17 protein-coding genes and 1 pseudogene are annotated in these 17,625 nt (G+C 68.5%); 8 read left to right on the top strand and 10 right to left on the bottom strand.

Translation table 11 applies throughout. The annotated features are described in order from the left end of the window. Positions 1-31 precede the first annotated feature (31 nt). Genes AB6807_RS29770 through AB6807_RS29760 form a run of 3 tightly spaced genes read right to left on the bottom strand, consistent with a single transcriptional unit; the run spans position 32 to position 2,141 of the window. A complete protein-coding gene (locus tag AB6807_RS29770; protein WP_116912095.1) occupies positions 32-454 on the bottom strand; it encodes an acyl-CoA thioesterase in 423 nt (140 codons plus the stop codon). After that, positions 451-1,344 carry a DMT family transporter gene (locus tag AB6807_RS29765; protein ID WP_371087554.1) on the bottom strand — a complete coding sequence of 298 codons (894 nt, stop codon included), beginning with the start codon at positions 1,342-1,344 and terminating at the stop codon, positions 451-453. Before AB6807_RS29765 ends, AB6807_RS29770 begins: the two co-directional genes overlap by 4 nt. Before the next feature lie 14 nt (positions 1,345-1,358). After that, entirely contained in the window at positions 1,359-2,141 is a 783-nt protein-coding gene (locus tag AB6807_RS29760) for an SDR family oxidoreductase (protein WP_286516703.1), read from the bottom strand. 145 nt (positions 2,142-2,286) lie between these two features. Between AB6807_RS29760 and AB6807_RS29755 the strand changes: the two genes are divergently transcribed. The 5 genes from AB6807_RS29755 (at position 2,287) to AB6807_RS29735 (ending at position 8,152) form a co-directional block, all read left to right on the top strand. Beyond that, complete coding sequence (locus tag AB6807_RS29755; RefSeq protein ID WP_371087379.1) at positions 2,287-3,984, top strand: electron transfer flavoprotein-ubiquinone oxidoreductase; 1,698 nt, start codon at positions 2,287-2,289, stop codon at positions 3,982-3,984. Positions 3,985-4,141: 157 nt separating this feature from the next. Beyond that, positions 4,142-5,179: a D-erythronate dehydrogenase gene (gene denD / locus AB6807_RS29750; RefSeq protein WP_371087378.1), complete on the top strand. Its 1,038-nt coding sequence runs from the start codon at positions 4,142-4,144 to the stop codon at positions 5,177-5,179. 43 nt (positions 5,180-5,222) lie between these two features. Further along, positions 5,223-6,209 carry a TRAP transporter substrate-binding protein gene (locus AB6807_RS29745; RefSeq protein WP_116912099.1) on the top strand — a complete coding sequence of 329 codons (987 nt, stop codon included), beginning with the start codon at positions 5,223-5,225 and terminating at the stop codon, positions 6,207-6,209. 127 nt (positions 6,210-6,336) lie between these two features. Beyond that, positions 6,337-6,849 (top strand): TRAP transporter small permease, encoded by a 513-nt coding sequence (locus AB6807_RS29740; protein WP_286516709.1) that lies wholly within the window; start codon positions 6,337-6,339, stop codon positions 6,847-6,849. 10 nt (positions 6,850-6,859) lie between these two features. Next, positions 6,860-8,152, top strand: a complete 1,293-nt coding sequence (locus tag AB6807_RS29735; protein WP_371087377.1) for a TRAP transporter large permease — start codon at positions 6,860-6,862, stop codon at positions 8,150-8,152. Positions 8,153-8,233: 81 nt separating this feature from the next. On the opposite strand, the gene AB6807_RS29730 is transcribed toward AB6807_RS29735, so the two are convergent. From AB6807_RS29730 to AB6807_RS29710, 5 genes are all read right to left on the bottom strand, one after another. Continuing rightward, positions 8,234-8,752: a hypothetical protein gene (locus AB6807_RS29730; protein WP_371087376.1), complete on the bottom strand. Its 519-nt coding sequence runs from the start codon at positions 8,750-8,752 to the stop codon at positions 8,234-8,236. A gap of 229 nt (positions 8,753-8,981) precedes the next feature. After that, complete coding sequence (locus tag AB6807_RS29725) at positions 8,982-9,716, bottom strand: DUF4198 domain-containing protein (RefSeq protein WP_371087375.1); 735 nt, start codon at positions 9,714-9,716, stop codon at positions 8,982-8,984. Between the two features lie 11 nt (positions 9,717-9,727). Then, complete coding sequence (locus AB6807_RS29720) at positions 9,728-12,169, bottom strand: TonB-dependent siderophore receptor (protein ID WP_371087374.1); 2,442 nt, start codon at positions 12,167-12,169, stop codon at positions 9,728-9,730. Between the two features lie 170 nt (positions 12,170-12,339). After that, entirely contained in the window at positions 12,340-13,398 is a 1,059-nt protein-coding gene (locus tag AB6807_RS29715) for a FecR domain-containing protein (protein ID WP_371087373.1), read from the bottom strand. Then, positions 13,388-13,897: a sigma-70 family RNA polymerase sigma factor gene (locus tag AB6807_RS29710; RefSeq protein ID WP_371087372.1), complete on the bottom strand. Its 510-nt coding sequence runs from the start codon at positions 13,895-13,897 to the stop codon at positions 13,388-13,390. The genes AB6807_RS29715 and AB6807_RS29710 overlap by 11 nt, the downstream gene beginning before the upstream one ends. Before the next feature lie 133 nt (positions 13,898-14,030). Here AB6807_RS29710 and AB6807_RS29705 point away from each other — a divergent pair, with 133 nt between their 5' ends. The 3 genes from AB6807_RS29705 to AB6807_RS29695 all read left to right on the top strand — a co-directional run bounded on the left by AB6807_RS29705 (position 14,031) and on the right by AB6807_RS29695 (position 16,976). Further along, the gene (locus AB6807_RS29705) at positions 14,031-14,591 is read left to right on the top strand and encodes a hypothetical protein (RefSeq protein WP_371087371.1); all 561 of its coding nucleotides are present in this window, start codon (positions 14,031-14,033) and stop codon (positions 14,589-14,591) included. A 178-nt stretch (positions 14,592-14,769) separates the two neighbouring features. Continuing rightward, positions 14,770-15,354: a phosphatase PAP2 family protein gene (locus tag AB6807_RS29700; protein ID WP_371087370.1), complete on the top strand. Its 585-nt coding sequence runs from the start codon at positions 14,770-14,772 to the stop codon at positions 15,352-15,354. Then, positions 15,351-16,976: an ArnT family glycosyltransferase gene (locus AB6807_RS29695; protein WP_371087369.1), complete on the top strand. Its 1,626-nt coding sequence runs from the start codon at positions 15,351-15,353 to the stop codon at positions 16,974-16,976. Before AB6807_RS29700 ends, AB6807_RS29695 begins: the two co-directional genes overlap by 4 nt. A 57-nt stretch (positions 16,977-17,033) precedes the next feature. Here AB6807_RS29695 and AB6807_RS29690 read toward each other — a convergent pair whose 3' ends face one another. Continuing rightward, positions 17,034-17,177: a hypothetical protein gene (locus AB6807_RS29690; RefSeq protein ID WP_371087368.1), complete on the bottom strand. Its 144-nt coding sequence runs from the start codon at positions 17,175-17,177 to the stop codon at positions 17,034-17,036. A gap of 70 nt (positions 17,178-17,247) precedes the next feature. Then, a pseudogene (locus AB6807_RS29685) lies at positions 17,248-17,625 on the bottom strand (iron ABC transporter substrate-binding protein); the annotation flags it as partial.

Here is a 17,625-nt window from a genome sequence, read left to right as displayed (position 1 = left end):
AAGAGGATCTTGCGTTGCATCGGCCCCCGCCCTACTCGCTCACCAGCGTGCGCAGCCAGTCGGGCAGCGCCAGCGCCTTCTGCTTCGGAAAGTCGACCCAGATGGTGGTCGCGCCACCGGCCGCGCTGATGACGTCGGGCGCCTCTTCGCGCGCCATGGTTCCCCAGGTCTCGAAGGTGGTGCGGCCCGGGTCGCTCACGTACATCTTCAGCAGCACGTTGCCCGGGTACTCGATCTGCCGGTAGAAGTTGCAGAAGGCGTTGACGATGACCATGCCCTCGCCGCCGGGCTCGGGCTCGAAGCCGATGGAGCGCATCCAGTCGATGCGCGCGGTTTCCAGGTAGCGAAAGTAGGTGCCGTTGTTCAGGTGGCCCATGGCGTCCATATCGCCCCAGCGGATGGGAATGGACGTTTCGTACACGAGCTTCTTCTTTTCGGGAATTTCGATTCTCATCGGTGCGCCTTGATGGATGCGAGGATGCCCAGCACGAACAGCAGCGCCGCCACCCACTCGGTGGCCTGCGGCCAGCGGCCGTCCCAGACGAAGGAATAGACGAGCGCGAACAGCGTCTCGCTGACGATCAGTTGCCCGCACAGGCTGGCCGACAGCCGCTGGCTCGCGACGTTCCAGAGAATGGTCGCCAGCCACGACGAGCCGAAGCCGCTGGCCAGCGCGACCCACACGAACAGCATGCCGTCGGGCCGGGCGCGCAGCGTGGCCAGGTCGCTGCCCGCCACCAGCCACAGCAGCAACGCGCCCAAGCCGGTCGCCACGCCGAGCCAGTTGGCCCAGTCGGTCGCGTTGAGTTCGGCGTGGCGCTGCAGCCAGGAGGCGTTGAGCAGGCCGTACACCGTCCAGCTGGCCATGGCGGCCAGCGCCAGCGCAATGCCCCAGCCGAAGCGAGCCCCGCCCTGCCCCGTGCCGTGCTGCGCGGACCACGCGCCCCAGATCATCAGCGCGATGCCCGCGCCCGTGAGCAGCAGCCCCGGCAGCAGCGTGCGCAGCCGCAGGCCCGCGGGGCGGCCCAGCAGCATCATCCAGACGGGAATGGTGCCGATGATGAGGCTGGGCACCTCGGTGCCCGCGGCCTGGATGCCGAAGGCCAGCAACAGGTAGTAGCCGCTGAAGCCCAGCACGCTGAGGCCGAGCGCCGCCAAAGCCTGCCGCCCCGTGGGCCAGCGCACGGCGGCCGGCCGCGCGAACACGGCAATGCCCGAGATGGCGCCGAACACCAGGAAGCGCGCGGCGGTGATGTCGACCATGCCGAAGTGGCCGACCATGCGCGGCACCACGAACACCAGCCCCCACAGCGCGCCCGCGGCCAGGCCGGCCGCGACGCCGATCCACGCCCTCGGGCTCAGAGCGCGAATCCGTCGTCGGCCGCGATGACGGCGCCGTTCACGAAATGGCTCTGGCCGCTGGCCAGCAGCACGATGAGGCCGTCGAGGTCTTCGGGCTTGCCCACGCGCTTGCGCGGCAGCATGCTCACCAGCTTGGCGCCGCCTTCGGTGCCCCAGTGCTCCTCGTTGAGCTCGGTGGTGATGTAGCCCGGGCACAGCGCGTTCACGTTGATGCCGAAGCGGCCCCACTCGAGCGCCATGGCTTTGGTCATCTGCACCACGGCGGCCTTGCTCATGCAGTAGGTGCCGATCTGCGGCATGACCTTCAGCGCCGCCGCCGAGGCGATGTTGATGATGCGCCCGCCGATGTAGGTGCCCGGCGCCCTGCCCTTGGCACGCGCCAGCATGCGCTTGCCCACCTCTTGCGCGACGAAGAACGAGCCCTTCACGTTGGTGTCGAAGATGTAGTCGTAGTCGTCGGGCGTCACGTCTTCCAGGCGCTGCGTGGTGCTCACGCCCGAGTTGTTGACCAGCACGTCGATGGGGCCGACCTCGGTCTCGGCGCGCGCCACGGCCGCCTTGATGCTGCCGAAGTCGGTCACGTCGAGCTCGACCACGTGGGCGTCGTGGCCCTCGCCCTCGATGCGCGCGCGCAGCTCCTTGAGCTTGTCGACGCGGCGGCTGGCCAGCACCACGGCGGCACCGGCGCGTGCCAGCGTTTTCGCGAACTGGGCCCCGAGCCCGCTGGAGGCGCCGGTGACGAGGGCCACGCGGCCGGAAAGATCGATGCTGTAGGCCATGAACTTGAATCCTGTGGAGTCGCGCAGGTGACGCTGAAGGCGCGCCCATGGACGACAGGGGCCGCCCACGGACGCCGCATAAAATGCCCCGCAATCCGCGATGCATGACCCCGCGCCTCGAAAAATCATTATCGACCCAACCCACATGACGCACGACGAAATCCTTGCCCAGTTCGGCCCTCGGGAAGCCATGGAATACGACGTGGTCGTGGTCGGCGGTGGCCCGGCCGGCCTCTCGACCGCGATCAGGCTGAAGCAGCTCGCCGCACAGCAGGACAAAGAAATCTCGGTGGTGGTGCTCGAGAAGGGCTCGGAGCCCGGCGCGCACATCCTGTCGGGCGCCATCATGGACCCGCGCGCGCTCAACGAACTGCTGCCCGACTGGAAGGAACTGGGCGCGCCGCTGAACCAGCCGGTGACCGACGACGCCATGGTGTTCCTGGGCGAGAAGGGCAGCCTGCGCACGCCCAACGCCTTCCTGCCGGCATGCTTCCAGAACCACGGCAACTACATCATCAGCCTGGGTGCGTTCACCAAGTGGCTGGCGCAGCAGGCCGAGAACCTGGGCGTGGAAATCTTCCCGGGCTTTCCGGCGGCCGAGGTGCTCTACAACGAGAACGGTTCGGTGCGCGGCGTGGCCACGGGCAACATGGGCGTGGGCAAGGACGGCGAGCCGACCGAGAACTTCCAGCTCGGCATGGAGCTGCTGGGCAAGTACACGGTGTTCGCCGAAGGCGCGCGCGGCCACCTGGGCCGCCAGCTCATCGCGAAGTACAAGCTCGACGAAGGCAGAGACCCGCAGACCTACGGCCTGGGTGTGAAGGAAGTGTGGGAAATCGACCCCAAGCGCCACGTGCCCGGCTTCGTGCTGCACACGGCCGGCTGGCCGATGAAGAGCGACACCTACGGCGGCGCGTTCCTGTATCACATGGAGGACAACAAGGTCACCATGGGCTTCATCACGGGGCTGGACTACAGCAACCCGTACCTGAGTCCCTTCGAGGAAATGCAGCGCTGGAAGCTGCACCCCAACATCCGCTGGTACCTGGAAGGCGACGAGGCCAAGGGCATCAAGCCGGCCAAGCGCATCGGCTACGGCGCGCGCGCCATCACCGCGGGCGGCCTGCAGTCGCTGCCCAAGACGGTGTTCCCGGGCGGTGCGCTGGTGGGCTGCGAGGCTGGCTACCTGAACGTGAGCCGCATCAAGGGCAGCCACGCGGCCATCAAGACGGGCATGCTGTGCGCCGAGGCCGCGTTCGACGCGGTGCAGGCCGGTCGCCAGCACGACGAGCTCACCGCCTACCCTGAAGCCTTCGAGAAGAGCTGGCTGCATGCCGAGCTGAAGAAGGCGCGCAACTTCAAGGCATGGTTCAAGAAGGGCCTGGGCATCGCGACGCTGATGAACGGCATCGAGCAATGGCTGCTGAAGGGCAACATTCCCTGGACGCTGCGCCGCACCAAGGCCGACCACCTGTACCTGAAGCCAGCGTCGGAGTGCAAGCCCATCGTCTATCCGAAGCCGGACGGCAAGCTCACCTTCGACCGGCTCTCCAGCGTGTTCATCAGCAACACCAACCACGAAGAGCAGCAGCCGGCCCACCTGACGTTGAAGGACCCGACGGTGCCGGTCAACGTCAACCTGGCCAAGTTCGCGGGGCCCGAGAGCCGCTACTGCCCGGCGGGCGTCTACGAATTCGTGGGCACCGAAGACGGCAAGGAGCGCCTGCAGATCAACGCGCAGAACTGCGTGCACTGCAAGACCTGCGACATCAAGGACCCGACGCAGAACATCGTGTGGGTAACGCCTGAAGGTGGCGGTGGACCTAACTACGTGGGGATGTAAGTCCCCCTGGTTTCTTGAAGCCCTCTTCGGAGGGCTTTTTCGTTTTTGGCTCTGTTGTTGTGCTTCGCGTTTTTGTTCCGGGGCGGCGATCGCACCCCGAATGGCGCCAGAACCCAGCCCCGAAGCTATTCTTGGGAGACAAAAGGAGACAAGACCCATGCACATCGTCATCACCGGCGGCGCCGGCTTCCTGGGCGCGCGCCTCGCCCGCACCCTGCTCGCGCAAGGCCGGCTCTCGCTCGCGGGCGCGCCGGCGCAAACCATCCGGCGCATCGCGCTGGTGGACCGCGCGCCGCCGCCCGCCGACCTCGCGGCCGACCCGCGCGTCGACGCCATCACCGGCGACCTGAACGCACAGCTCGGCGGTGATGGCGCTAATGGAGGTGTTGCGGACGACACCGTCTGGCGCGAGGCCCACGCCATCTTCCACCTGGCCGCCGCGGTCAGCGGCGAATGCGAGGCCGATTTCGACCTGGGCATGCGCAGCAACTTCGCGGCCACGCATGCCTTGCTCGAGAAGGTTCGCGCGCTCGGCACCAGGCCCGTGCTGGTGTTTTCCAGCTCGCTGGCGGTGTTCGGCGACTCGCCCGAGCAGCCGCTGCCCCAGATCATCGAAGACCATACGCTGCCTACGCCGCAGACCAGCTACGGCATCCAGAAATTCATCGGCGAACAGCTGGTGGCCGACTTCACGCGCAAGGGGTTCGTGCGCGGGCGCAGCGTGCGCCTCATGACGGTGAGCGTGCGCCCGGGCAAGCCGAACGGCGCCGCGTCGGGATTTTTCAGCGGGATGATTCGCGAGCCCCTGGCCGGCTTGCCCGCCGCGTGCCCGGTGCCCGACGCCACGCCTGTCGCCATTGCGTCACCCGCGCGCACCGTCGAGGGCCTTGTGCGCGCGGCCTCGGCGAGCGACGCCGAATGGGGCCCGCGCACGGCGCTGAACCTGCCGTCGCTAGCGACCACGGTCGGTGACATGGCCGCGGCGCTGGAGCGCGTGGCCGGCAAGGCGGCCACGGCACTGCTCGACCGCACGCCCGACGCGGCCATCCAGCGCATCGTGAAGACCTGGCCCGGCCACTTCGAAACCGCGCGGGCGCGGGCGCTGGGACTGGCGGCCGACGAGAGTTTCGAGGCGGTCATTCGTGAGTACGTCCGTGAAAATCCCGACGCGGTAAAGCTCCCGGGTGTTGCATAGTCCGGTGCGCCTGACGCGCACCTGACCAAAACCCGGAGACACCATGAAACTCGGCCACACCGCCGCCGCCTGCCTTTCGCTCGCCCTGGGCGCCACGCTCGGCGCTTCCGCCTTCGCCCAGGCCCCGACCGTCCTGAAGATCGGCTACGCGACCTCCAAGGAGTCGCACTACGGCGTGGGCTCCACGGTGTTCTGCGACGAGATCGAGAAGGGCACGCAAGGCCGCTTCAAGTGCCAGCACTTCGCCAACTCGGCGCTGGGCGGCGAGCGCGAGCAGATCGAGGCCATCCAGCTGGGCACGCAGGACCTGGTGAACACCTCGACCGGCCCGGTGGGCAACTTCGTGCCCGAGGTCAAGATCGTGGACATTCCGTTCCTGTTCCGCGACTACGACCATGCGCGCAAGGTGATGGACGGCCCGATCGGGCAGGACATCCTGACCAAGTTCCCGAGCAAGGGGATCATCGCGCTGGCCTGGACCGAAAACGGCTTTCGCCACATGACGAACAGCAAGCGCGACATCGTCAAGCCGACCGACGCGGCCGGCCTGAAGATGCGCACCATGGAGAACAAGGTGCACATGGACGGCTACCGCACCTTCGGCATCCTGCCGACGCCCATGGCCTTCCCCGAGCTGTTCGGCGCGCTGCAGCAAGGCACGGTCGACGGCCAGGAGAACCCGATTCCGGTGATCCTGGCGTCGAAGTTCTCTCAGGTGCAAAAGCACCTCTCGCTCACCGGCCACGTGTATTCGCCCGCACTGCTGCTGCTGTCGCCCAAGGTGTGGAACAAGCTGTCGGACGCCGACAAGAAGGTGTTCACCGAGGCCGCGAAGAAGGCCGCCATCGCCCAGCGCAAGAAGGTGAACGACGACGAGAACAACGGCATCGCGCAGCTCGAGAAAGACGGCATGAAGGTCACGCGCACGGTCGACGGCGCCGCCTTCCGCGACGCGCTGAAGCCCGCCTACGTGAGCTACGCGAAGGAGTTCGGCGCGGACAACATCAAGAAGATCACGGACGTCAAGTAAGCCAAGTTCACGGCATCACGGCCATACGGCTACACGCACCGCTTGACCCCGCGCCCGGCACGCCTCTGTGCGCCGGGCGCTTCGCTTTTTCGCCCGCCTCCCCCGACCGAACCCCGAGACTCTTACCGTGCAAGCCTTCGAGCGCTACTTTCTCGCCGCCAACCGCTGGGCGCTGATTCTTCTGCTGGCCGCCATGTCGGTCATCATCTTCACCAACGTCGTGCTGCGCTACACCACGAGCCAGTCGCTCGAATGGGCCGAAGAGGTGTCGCGCCACATGATGATCTGGCTCACCTTCCTGGGCGCCGGGCCGGTGCTGCGCTACGGCGGCCACATCGCCGTGGAAAACCTGCAGGACGCCCTGCCGCACGCGGGCGCCGTCGCGGTGCGCGCCTTTGTCGCCGCGCTGCTGTTCGCCTTCTTCGGCTTCATGGTGTGGTACGGGTGGCTGTACATGCAGCGCACCATGTTCCAGCTGACGGCCGTCACGCAGATTCCGTTCGCCTACATCTACAGCGCCATGCTCATCGGCGGCGTGCTGCTGATCGTGCACTGGGCGCTGGTGGTGCGCGGCTACGTGCTGCGGCGCGAGTTCGCCTCCGACGACCACTTCGACGCCAACGCGTCGGCGTCGCTGTAAGGAGCCGACCATGGACGCCAGCATTGTTCTGATCGTTTCCGCCTGCGTGTTCCTGGCCATCGGCGTGCCCGTGGCCTTCGCGCTGGGCCTGTCGACCGCCGCCACGCTGATCCTCGCGGAGAACTACCCGCTGATGGTGCTGCTGAAGGAAACCTTCACCGGCATCGACAGCTTTCCGCTGATGGCGGTGCCCTTCTTCATCCTGGCCGCCGAGCTGATGAGCGGCGGCTCGCTCACCGAGGTGCTGCTGCGCTTCGCGGGCCAGTTCGTGGGCCACCGGCGCGGCGGGCTGGGCTACACCAACGTGGTGTCGCTGACCTTCTTCTCGGGCATCTCGGGCTCGGCGCTGGCCGACGCGGCGGGGCCGGGGTCGATGCTCATCAAGATGATGGACAAGGCCGGCTACGACCGCTCGTACGCGGCGGCGCTCACCGCGTCGACGGCCATCGTGGGGCCGATCATTCCGCCGTCGATCATCATGATCATCTATGCGCTGCAGGACGAGACGGTGTCCGTCGGCCAGCTGTTCGTGGCCGGCATCCTGCCGGGCATCCTGATTGCGGTGGCGATGTGCATCGTGAACTTCTACGTGTCGAAGAAGCGCAACTACAAGGGCGAAGGCCGCACGCCGCCGCTGCGCGACATCCTCATTACCACGTGGAAGGCGATTCCCGCGATATTGCTGCCGGTGGTCATCCTGGGCGGCATGCGCGCGGGCTGGTTCACCCCGACAGAAGCGTCGGTGGTGGCGGTGTTCTATGCGCTGGTGTGCGGCAAGTTCGTGTACCGCACGCTGGAGTGGAAGGCGCTGCCCGACATTCTTTCGCGCTCGGCGCTGCTGTCGGCCTCGGTGCTGATCATCATCGGCCTGTCGGCGTCGTTCGCGTGGGTGCTCACCATCGAGGGCATTCCCCAGCAGATGGCCGAGTGGCTGGTGAGCATGAACCTGTCGCCGTGGATGTTCCTGATCATCGTCAACGTGTTCCTGCTGCTGTTCGGCATCTTCATCGAGCCGCTGCCGGGCGTGATGGTGCTCGCGCCCATCCTCGCGCCGGTGGCCATGAAGCTGGGCGTGGACCCGGTGCACTTCGCGATGATCGTCATCTTCAACCTCACGCTGGGCATGATCACGCCGCCCGTGGGCGGGCTGCTGTTCGTGACCTGCAACGTGTCGAAGGTGCCGATGTCGGCGCTGGTGAAGGAGCTGGTGCCGTTCCTGTGGGCGCACGGCGTCGTGCTGCTGATACTGACCTTCGTGCCGGCGCTGAGCACCTGGATGCCGCGCGCGCTCGGGTTCAAGTAGCGCAAGAGCCGAGCGGCGCCCGGCCTTCAAAGGCTGGCGCCGGCCCCTTGCGCCCCTTTCACCACGGCCCTTCGCGCCGGGTCAGAGAATCGCCGTGAGCAGCGCCCGCAGTTCTTCGTGCAGCTTGCTGGCAGACACATAGGCGAACACGCCCTCGCCCTGCGCCGCCTCCACCGGCTGCGTTTCTTCCTTGGACTTGCGTGTCAGCACCGCCTGGCGACGGCCGAGGTCCGCCTCGACCTGGATGTAGCCGTCGTAGGTGTACGCATGGCCTTCCGAGCCGATGCAGAACCGGCACCGCGGGTTGGCCTGAGCGGCCTGGGCGCCCTGGGTGCCCTGAATGTCCTGGCCCGCCGGGAGCGCGTCGCCGCTGTCGTGCGCATGCTCGCGCTCGATGAAGCTCGCCATGCCCTTGCCCGCGAGAAAGCCCTTGAACTCCAGGAAGGTCGGGAGCACGACCGCATCGACGTGCTCCTCGAACCGCTGGCGAAATTCGGCGAGCTCCTGGCGCGCCCGGTCGGCCTCGGATTGCTGCTGCCGCCTGCGCCGCTGCGCGTGCGCGAACAGCGCCTCGAGCGCCTGCTTGTCCTGATCTCTCATGTCGTCCTCTGATTCATCTTTGCGACGCGTCGACGCCCCCTGCATCCGGCCTTTGTCGCGCTGCCGAATTGTCGCGCCTTGCGGGGGCGCTCATGTCGGTCGCACGCTCTATCGTGCAGGTGCAAACGCGTATTCCCAGCGAGAACATCTTCGCCTCGCCTTACACGATGGCGTTTTTCAATGGACATCCGCAAGGCGATCGAATAAACAAGTGCCGGCTCGGGCGCGCTCAATCGCCTGTCTTCGGCAACGCGAACGCCAGCGTCGCCTCCAGCCCGTCTTCGTCGGCTTCGGTCCTGTCGGCCCGCGGCCGCGTGAGCGACACCGCGATCACGTTCAGGCCGCTGCTGCCCAGCACCACGGTGGCGCGCCCCGTGCGGTCGGTCTTGACCCGTGGCCCCGACACATTGCCGACGAAGTCGCCGATGACGGCCGCACCCGCCACCGGCTTGCCGTTCGAGAGCACGCGAATGGCCAGCGGCTGGCCGCGGCGCAGCGCCATGGGGTCGGCCAGCGGCACGATCTCCAGGTCCATGCCCAGCGGCGCGAAGGGCATGTGCACCGGCTTGAGCAGGGTGGTGCCGTACTTCATGTAGTGGCCCGCCTTCTTCGCGCCGGGCACCTGCACGCGCGAGCCGCTCACCCACTTGCCGTCGGCGCCCTGCGACCAGAAGCCGTCTTCCACTGCCATCGACAGCACGGCCGCGTCGGCGTCGGGCTCGACGACGACATTGCGCGTGCGCGGCTGCTGCACGACGCCCGTCGGCGCGCCCCGCGCGGTGAAGGCCTTGACCTCGCGCACCTGCCGCGGCGCGTAGCTCTCGTCGAGCGCGCCCTCGCCGAGCACCAGCGCCAGTTCGCTCGCGCGCTGCGCGACCCATACGCCGTGCGCCTGCGCGAGTGCGCCGCCCGCCAACGCCGAAAACACGACCACCGCGCGAACCGAGGCATGGAGCTTGTTCATGGCGTCCGCTTTCAAAAATTGACCGTCGTCGCCAGGCGCACGATGCGCGGGTTGCCCTGCGTCACGCCGCCGTAGTTGACCGAGCTCCAGTAGCGCCGGTTGGCGACGTTCTCGATCGACAGGCGGATCACCGAGGCCTTGCCCATCAGCCTCGTGACATAGGCGGCGCCGAGGTCCCAGCGCGTGAAGCTGGGCACGATCATGGTGTTGGCGCGGTCCAGCGGGCGGTTGCCCACGTGGTACACGCCGGTGTTGAACGACAGCCCCGGCACGGCGCTCAGGCGGTAGTCCAGGAACACGTTGGCCTGGAAACGCGCCACGTTGCTGGGGCGGCGCCCTTCGAGCGCCGCGTCGCCGGTGTCGCGCTGCTCGGCGTCGAGCCACGACACGCCGGCGATGCCGCTGAGCTGCGGCGTGATCTCGCCGTTGGCGGTGAACTCCACGCCGCGGTGGCGCTGGCGGCCCTGCTGGCGAAAGATGTTGTCGGCCGGCGTCACGGCCTGCAGCGGCTTGTCCATGTCGAAGGCGGCGGCGGTGACCATGAGGCCGTCGAGCACGCGGCTCTTCACGCCGATTTCGTATTGCCGGCTCTTGATGGGGCCGAGCTTCTGCAGCGCGTTGTCGGCGTAGCTCGGCGCGTAGGCGCCCTGCTCGAAGCCTTCGCCGTAGGTGGCATAGACGGTGGTGCGCTCGGCCGGCTTGTACATGACGCTCAGCGTGGGCACGGTGACGCGCGTGGCGTAGCTGGGCGTGCCGTCGTACTTGCTGCCGATGTCGCTGCTGTAGGCGATGTGGCGCGCGCCCACCAACAGTTGCCACTGCGGCGCGAAGCTGATGGTGTCGCTCGCGAACACGCTGCTCTGCCGCGCGGAACTGGCGGGCAGGTGCGTGTTGTCGGGCAGGTACGGCGACGCGTAGGGAAACGGCCGGTAGACGTTGCCGATGAGTTGCGCAAAGCGCAGGTAGTCGCCGTCGGGCGACTCGAGCCGCGAGTACGAATAGCCGACCACGGCCTCGTGGTCGATCGACCCTGTCTTGAAGCGCCCGGTGGCGAACACCTGGCCCGCCGCGGTGGGATAGGGCTCGCCCTCGTAGCGCGTGTTGCCCTTGAGCACGTCGCCGTTCGCGGCCACCTGCGAGGCGTTGAAGAACAACGCGTTGCGCTGGGTGCGGCTGAAGCCCAGTTGCGCGGTGAGGTTCCACTGGCTGTTGATGGCGTGGTCGAGCCGCGCGCCGATGTTCCATGCGTCGGTCTTGTACTGGCCCCATGGCTGCCCGACCAGGGTGCGCGGGTCGAAGCTGGACGCGGGCACCACGGTGGCGTCGCTGCGCGGGCCGATCATGCCGCTGGCGGCCAGCGACTTCTTCTGCCAGTCGAAGTCGAGCTGGAGCAGCGTGTCGCGGCCGAGCTTCACGTCCAGCGCACCGCTCAGAAAGTCTCGCTTCAGGTCGCCGAAATGGGTGAAGTCGCCGACCTTCTCGGTGGCCGCGTTGAAGCGGTAGCCGACGGTGCCTTCGGCGTCCAGCGGGCCGCCCGCGTCGATGGCGGCATAGCGCCCGCCGTAGCTGCGCACCTCGGCGGTCACGCTGGCGAAGCGCTCGCGCGTGGGCCGCTTCAATACGTAGTTGACGATGCCGCTGGGCTCGCCCACGCCGTACAGAAAGCCCGACAGGCCCTTGAGCACGTCGACGCGTTCCTTGTTCTCCAGTGGCACGTCGCTGTAGATGTTGGCCAGCAGGCCGTCGCGGCGCACGTTGTTGAACGAGTTGGCCGAGAAGCCGCGCACGGCCACGCCGTCGAAGGACGAGAAGCCCGAGGTGGGCGTGACCGACGGGTCGTTGCGCAGCACGTCGAGCGCGGTGCGGGCGCGCTGCGTCTCGATGGTGTCGACGGTGTAGGAGCCGACGGCGAACGGCAGGTCTTGCAGGGAGCGCACGCCGAGCGCGCCGGCGTTGACGTCCTGCACGTCGTAGAGCTTTTCGCGCTGCGCGCTGACGGTGACCGGTGCCAGGGTCGCGCCGGCGGCGGTGTCGGCCACAGGGGTCGGCGTGCGCGGGCCTGGCGCGCCCGCCGCCCCCTGGGCCTTGCGCAAGCGAAAGCCGCCGTTGCCCCCCGCGACGGCTTCGAGGCCGCTGTCCGCGAGCAGCCGTTCGAGCGCCTCCGGCACGGTGAAGCTGCCGCGCAGGCCCGGACTGCCGAGCCCCTGCGTGAGGGTCGGGTCGATGGCGATCATCACGTTGGCCTCGCGGCCGAAACGGCCCAGCACGCTGTCCAGCGTGCCCGCTTCGATGGCGTAGGGCCGGCTCGCGCCGACGGGTGGCGCGCTCTGCGCCCAAGCCGGTGCCGTGCCTGCGCCCAGGGCCGCGGCCAGGCAGCCGGCGCGCGCGACGAGCGCCAGCGAAGAGGGCCGTAGACGTCGTGTGCGTGGTCCGCGCCGTGCGATGAATGCCATGTGAAAAACTCTCTGTGATCGGGTGGAAGGAAGATCGCGTCGCGCTTGTTTTCGCGACACCTCCATCCGTTGATGCACGAGATTCCAAAAGCTGCCGGATATCTGCCGGATATCTTTCGAAGACCTGCCGAAAACTTTCAGCTTCGGGCTGAAAGATTCAGGAGCGCCCTTCAGCGACCGGCCACGCTCACCCAATACCGGCTCACGGAGCGCAGCCGCACGGGCAGCGTTTCTTCCAGCATGGCCAGCACGGCATCGGTGTCGGCGAGCGGAAAGGCGCCGCTCACGAGCAGGCCGGCCACGCCGGGGTCGCAACGCAGCACGCCAGCGCGGTAGCGGCCCAGCTCGCCCAGGAACTCGGCCAGCGGCATGCGCTCGACGACCAGCATGCCGTCGGTCCAGGCGGCGGCGCGCTCGTCGGCGCGGCCCGGCAGGCCGACACCGAGCGCGTCGAACCGCACGCGGCTTCCCGCCGCCACGCGCGTCGCCTGCGATTGCACGCCGGCGCTCACGTCGACCGCGCCTTCGAGCACCGCCAGCTCGCTGAAGGCAGCGTGCTGCGCGCCGCCCTCGAACTCGCGCACCAAGAAGCGGGTGCCGACCGGCACCAGCCGGCCGTCGCGGCCCAGCACGATGAAGGGGCGCCGCTCCGGGTCCTTGCCTGTGGTCACCATGATCTCGCCGCCCACCAGGCGCAGGGTGCGCGCCGCGGCGTCGAAGCGCACGTCGATGGCGCTGCGGGTGTTCATCACGACCTGGGTGCCGTCGGCAAGGACGACGCTGCGACGCTCGCCCGCGCCGGTGCGGTGGTCGGCGCCGAGCGCGGCGATGTCGTGCCGCAGCGTCCAGGCTCCCCACGCGCCCCATGCGCCAAATCCGGTGACCGCGACGCCCGCGACGGACTTGAGCACCCAGCGCCGCTGCGCGCGCTCGGCCCCGCGAAGCGCCGACCGCGCCAGCTGCGGCTGGAGGGCGCCGGTGCCTTCGCGCAGGTCACGGCCAAGGCCGCACAGCCGCAGCCATGCGCGCTCGTGGTCAGGGTGCGATCGGCGCCAGGCGTCGCAGGCCGCGCTGTCGGCGGACGACGCGCCGCCGGACTGGATCTTCACCAGCCATGCGACCGCCTCGTCGACGATGGCCGAGTCGATGGCCGAGTCGATGGTGCGTGGCGCGTCGGCGGCCGGCTTGAACAGCGGCTGGCCGAACCGCGCGCCGGACTCAATCGCCATACACGGCGTCGTAGCAGTGGCGGTAGGCCTTGCCCATCGCCTTCTGCACCACGTTGAGCGTCACGCCCAGTTGCTGCGCAATCTGCGCATAGCTCAGCCCGTCGAGCTGCGCCATCAGGAAGATCTCGCGCACCGCCGGCTTGAGCCCGTCGAGCACGCGGCTCACCGACGCCAGCGCCTCGAGCACCAGCAGGCGGGTTTCCGGCGACGGCGTGCTGGCCTCGGGCAGGTGCGCGATGGCGTCGAGATAGCTGCGCTCCAGCGCGAGCCGGCGGAAGTACTGCGCGGCGATGCGGCTCGCCACCGTCGTGAGATAGGCGCGCGGCTCGCGCAGCGGGCCTGCTTCGTTGGACGAGAGGATGCGCGCGAAGGTGTCATGCGCCAGGTCGGCCGCGTTGTCCAGGTTGCCCAGCTTGCGGCGCAGCATGTTCAGCAGCCAGGGATGATGCTCGCTGTAGAGCGTGTTCACGAGGCGGATGGAGGCGTCTGTAGCGGACATGGGGCTTGCAATGCGGTCGCGTCGCTTGTTGCGAACAATTCTCATTGTAGGGCGATGGTCGCGCGGCGCCAAGGCTGATTGCCAACGCACGAGCCCTTCCGCCGCAGCCGGTCCGCTCGACGGTTCAATGGGCGTGGGCGCCTCGCTCGCATGCAACGCCGGTGCACATTCCTTTCCCGAAGCTGAACGGCCGAATCAGCTTGTGTTCACTATCGGCTCCTACGATCGGCGCATGAATCCGGCGCGCATCCAACGCTTCGTCCTGTCCTGCCGAGCGCGCGTGTGCCTGGCCGGCGTGGCGTTGCTGTTGGTCATGCCGTTCATCGCGGTCCACTTCCGTTGCGACGGCCTCGAGGACGAACCGATGCTGCGCCTTCACGTGGTCGGCGACGCGGTGCAGTACGAGGCCGACGACCGCGCCGACCATCCGTCGGACCACGAAACCACGGTTTTCTCGCAGCTGCCGGCGAGCCTGGACCATCCCGATTTCTTCGCTGACGCGCTGGGCGCCTTCATGGCGCTGGTGCTCGCGATGCTGCCGCTCGCCATCGCGCTCGCGCGCCTGTCGGCACCCATCGTGCGCGAGGCTCCCGAGAGCGTGCCGCCGCTCGGCGGCGCGCCACCGCCGGGCCCTTGCCCGACCGCGCCCTGGCAACGGCTGCCGCCGACCGCCGCCCCACCCTTTTTCGCCTGAAGCAGACGACGCCTCGCGCGTCGTATCGCCCCGTCGCGCGACGTCGCATGACAGTCCGCGGCGCGGCCGTTCGTCTTCGTCGAAAGGTCCTGACCATGTTCAATTTTTTCGGGTGCGTAACGCGCGCCCCGGGCCGCCCTGCGCCCACGTTTCTCCGAGGCCTGCCCGGGGCGGCGTCATGAACGCGCCGAACCTCGCGCTGTTCCAGTGGCTCGCGGCAGGCACCCAGCCCACGCCGTGGGTGCTTTCAGTGGCGTCGGCCTTCGCGCTATGGGGCGCGTGGCTCAGCGCGATCGTTCTCGTGGTGGCGCTGTGGCGGCACCGCCCCGACCGCGCCTACCTGTGCGTCGTTGCAGCCGCGGCGGGCCTGGCCTCGCTGCTGTCGCATGCCATCGCGATGCAGCTCGACGTGCCTCGTCCCTTCGTGCTGGGGCTGGCGCCTGCCTACATCGCGCACGGGGGGCGCGGCTCGCTGCCGAGCACGCACGCCACGGTGATGTTCATGGTGGCCATCGCCTTCCTGCTGCGCCCCGGCCTGCGCCGGCCGGGCCTTCTGCTGCTGGCGGTGGCTGCCGTCACGGGATGGGCGCGCGTGTACGTGGGCGTTCATTTTCCGCTCGACATCCTCGCGGGGCTGCTGCTCGGCGCGGTGATCGCGGGTGCGCTCGCCCTCGGGCGCTGGGGCTTTCATCTTTTCGCAGCGCGAACAGCACGCGGCGACGCCCTCCAGCGAGCGGCTCGCTCGCCGTGGAGGCCTTCATGATTCCACCGCTCGCCGCGAGGCAATCGCGTTGGAACGCCCCCAACCCCACCTGGCTCTTAGCGGCGCTGCTCGCATGGCTGCTGGCCACGGCCTGGGCACGCCCGTTGATGTCGCCCGACGAAGGCCGCTACGGCGGCGTCGCGCTGGCCATGCTGCACTCCGGCGACTGGCTGGTGCCGCGGCTCGACGGGCTGCCCTTCTTCCACAAGCCGCCGCTCTTCTACTGGATCGGCGCGGCCGCGATGTCGGTGACGGGGCCGGTCGAATGGGCCGCGCGATTGCCCTCGGTGCTGGGTGCGAGCGCGGCCGCCGTGGCGCTCTACCTGTTCCTGCGCCGCTGGTCGAACGAGCGCGTGGCGTTGCTGTCGGCCTTGGTGCTGGTGACCACGCCCTTCTTCTTCATCGGCGCGCAGTTCGCCAACCTCGACATGCTGGTGGCCGGCTGCATCTCGTGCACCGTGCTGCTGGGCGCCGGCGCGGTGCTGGCCAGGGAGCGCGGGGAACCGTGGCGCGCCCTGCTCGCGGGCGCATGGCTGTTCGCCGCGGCCGGGTTGTTGGCCAAGGGCCTGATCGGCCTGGTGCTGCCTGCCATGGTGATCGTTGCGTGGTGCGCCGCCACGCGCAGGCCCGCGGCGCTGAAGCTCGCGCTGTGGCTGCCCGGCTGGGCCGTGCTGCTGGCGGTGGCCGGCCCGTGGTTCGTCGCGATGCAGATGAAGTACCCGGAGTTCTTCGACTACTTCGTCGTCACGCAGCACTTTCGCCGCTTCGCGTCGTCGGGCTTCAACAACGAGCACGGCTTCTGGTTCTACCTGCCGGTGATCGCGGGGCTCACGCTGCCGTGGTTCGCCTGGGTGCTGGTGCCTCAGGGCAAAAGCGCTGCACGCGCAGCAAGCAAGGAAAGCACGGAAGGCAGCGAAGCAGAGGCCGATGCGCTGCGTCACCGGCGTCTGCTTCGCGACGTCGACTGGCTCATGGTCATCTGGCTCGTGGTCGTCGTGGTGTTCTTCTCGCTGCCGCGCTCCAAGCTGGTGGGTTACGTGCTGCCCGCGCTGCCGCCGTTGGCCTACCTGATCGCCCGGCGCGTGTGCGCAGCCCGCGCGCTCGGGCTGAAGGTGCGAGCGACCGCCATGGGTTCCGCCGCGGTCTGCGTGGCGTGCGTGTTCGCCGTCGCGGCCTATCAACAGCCGCCGGGAACGCGCTTGCGCCTGCCGCCGGGCCAGGCCGTGGCGCCGGGCGAACGCGTGCTGATGCTCGACAGCTACTACTACGAGATTCCGTTCTACTGGAACCTGCGCGAGCCGGTGCTGGTATCCGACGACTGGCAGGCCGCGGCACGCGACCCGCGCGACAACTGGCGCAAGGAGATGTCGGACGCCGGCCGCTTCGAGCCCGCGCGCGCGGCGGCCACGCTGCTGCAACGCACCCGGCTCGCCGCCACGCTCTGCGTGCCGCGCACCACCTGGATCGTGGGCCCGAACACCGCGCACCTTGCGAACCCCTGGCTGCTGAAGGCGCAGCTGGTGGCGGTCAACGACGGCGCCGCGGCATGGCGCTTCGCGGGCAGCGCGACGAGCGACATGCATTGCCTCGACGCGCCAGCGGCAGCCGCCCCTTCGGATTGACGACGCACGCAACCTGCTCACGGAGCGACCGAAGCGCACGGCATCTTCGTGACGCGTTCAGCCTTCGCTGAACCAGTAGACGAGCCATGCAGCGACGGCCACGACGGCGAGCACGCCCATCGCGGTTTCCATGCGCGAGCGAAACCACCGACGCAGGTGCGCGCGCCTGCGTTTGGGGCCAGGGTTGGGCTTGGGGTTCACCCTGCGGTTCCTTCCTTTGCCGTGACGAACCAGCGTTCAGTCGCCGGCGAGGCGTGCCCGGCCCGCGTGGTCACTGGTCGAAGCCGACCTTGTCGACCAGCGCGCTGGCCTGCTTGCGGTACTTGGCGATGTCGGTGAGCGGCAGCGGGTCGACCTTCAGCTCGCCGATGGCCTGGCCGATGATCGGGTCCAGTGCCACGCCCTTGCGCACCGGGTATTCGAAGTTGGCCTGCGCGTACAGCGACTGCGCCGGCTCCGACACCAAAAACTCGAGCAGCTTGACCGCGTTGGCGCGCTGCGGCGCGTTTTTGGCCACCGACGCGCCGCTGATGTTCACGTGCGTGCCGCCGCTCTTGGCGAAGGTCGGGCGCACGACCTTGATGCCGTCGCCCCACTTGCGCGCGTCGGTGCCTTCCTTCGCGCTCTTCATCTGGCCCACGTAGTACGA

Source organism: Variovorax sp. RCC_210, from assembly GCF_041355175.1.
Taxonomy (GTDB): domain Bacteria; phylum Pseudomonadota; class Gammaproteobacteria; order Burkholderiales; family Burkholderiaceae_C; genus Variovorax.
This window is presented reverse-complemented; position numbering and strand designations above follow the sequence as displayed.

Excerpts from the sequence above, each read along its gene's own strand:
- AB6807_RS29770 (WP_116912095.1), bottom strand. The coding sequence starts at position 454 with ATGAGAATCGAAATTCCCGAAAAGAAGAAGCTCGTGTACGAAACGTCC.
- AB6807_RS29760 (WP_286516703.1), bottom strand. The coding sequence starts at position 2,141 with ATGGCCTACAGCATCGATCTTTCCGGCCGCGTGGCCCTCGTCACCGGC.
- AB6807_RS29755 (WP_371087379.1), top strand. The coding sequence starts at position 2,287 with ATGACGCACGACGAAATCCTTGCCCAGTTCGGCCCTCGGGAAGCCATG.
- denD (WP_371087378.1), top strand. The coding sequence starts at position 4,142 with ATGCACATCGTCATCACCGGCGGCGCCGGCTTCCTGGGCGCGCGCCTC.
- AB6807_RS29745 (WP_116912099.1), top strand. The coding sequence starts at position 5,223 with ATGAAACTCGGCCACACCGCCGCCGCCTGCCTTTCGCTCGCCCTGGGC.
- AB6807_RS29735 (WP_371087377.1), top strand. The coding sequence starts at position 6,860 with ATGGACGCCAGCATTGTTCTGATCGTTTCCGCCTGCGTGTTCCTGGCC.
- AB6807_RS29730 (WP_371087376.1), bottom strand. The coding sequence starts at position 8,752 with ATGAGAGATCAGGACAAGCAGGCGCTCGAGGCGCTGTTCGCGCACGCG.
- AB6807_RS29725 (WP_371087375.1), bottom strand. The coding sequence starts at position 9,716 with ATGAACAAGCTCCATGCCTCGGTTCGCGCGGTGGTCGTGTTTTCGGCG.
- AB6807_RS29720 (WP_371087374.1), bottom strand. The coding sequence starts at position 12,169 with ATGGCATTCATCGCACGGCGCGGACCACGCACACGACGTCTACGGCCC.
- AB6807_RS29715 (WP_371087373.1), bottom strand. The coding sequence starts at position 13,398 with ATGGCGATTGAGTCCGGCGCGCGGTTCGGCCAGCCGCTGTTCAAGCCG.
- AB6807_RS29710 (WP_371087372.1), bottom strand. The coding sequence starts at position 13,897 with ATGTCCGCTACAGACGCCTCCATCCGCCTCGTGAACACGCTCTACAGC.
- AB6807_RS29700 (WP_371087370.1), top strand. The coding sequence starts at position 14,770 with ATGAACGCGCCGAACCTCGCGCTGTTCCAGTGGCTCGCGGCAGGCACC.
- AB6807_RS29695 (WP_371087369.1), top strand. The coding sequence starts at position 15,351 with ATGATTCCACCGCTCGCCGCGAGGCAATCGCGTTGGAACGCCCCCAAC.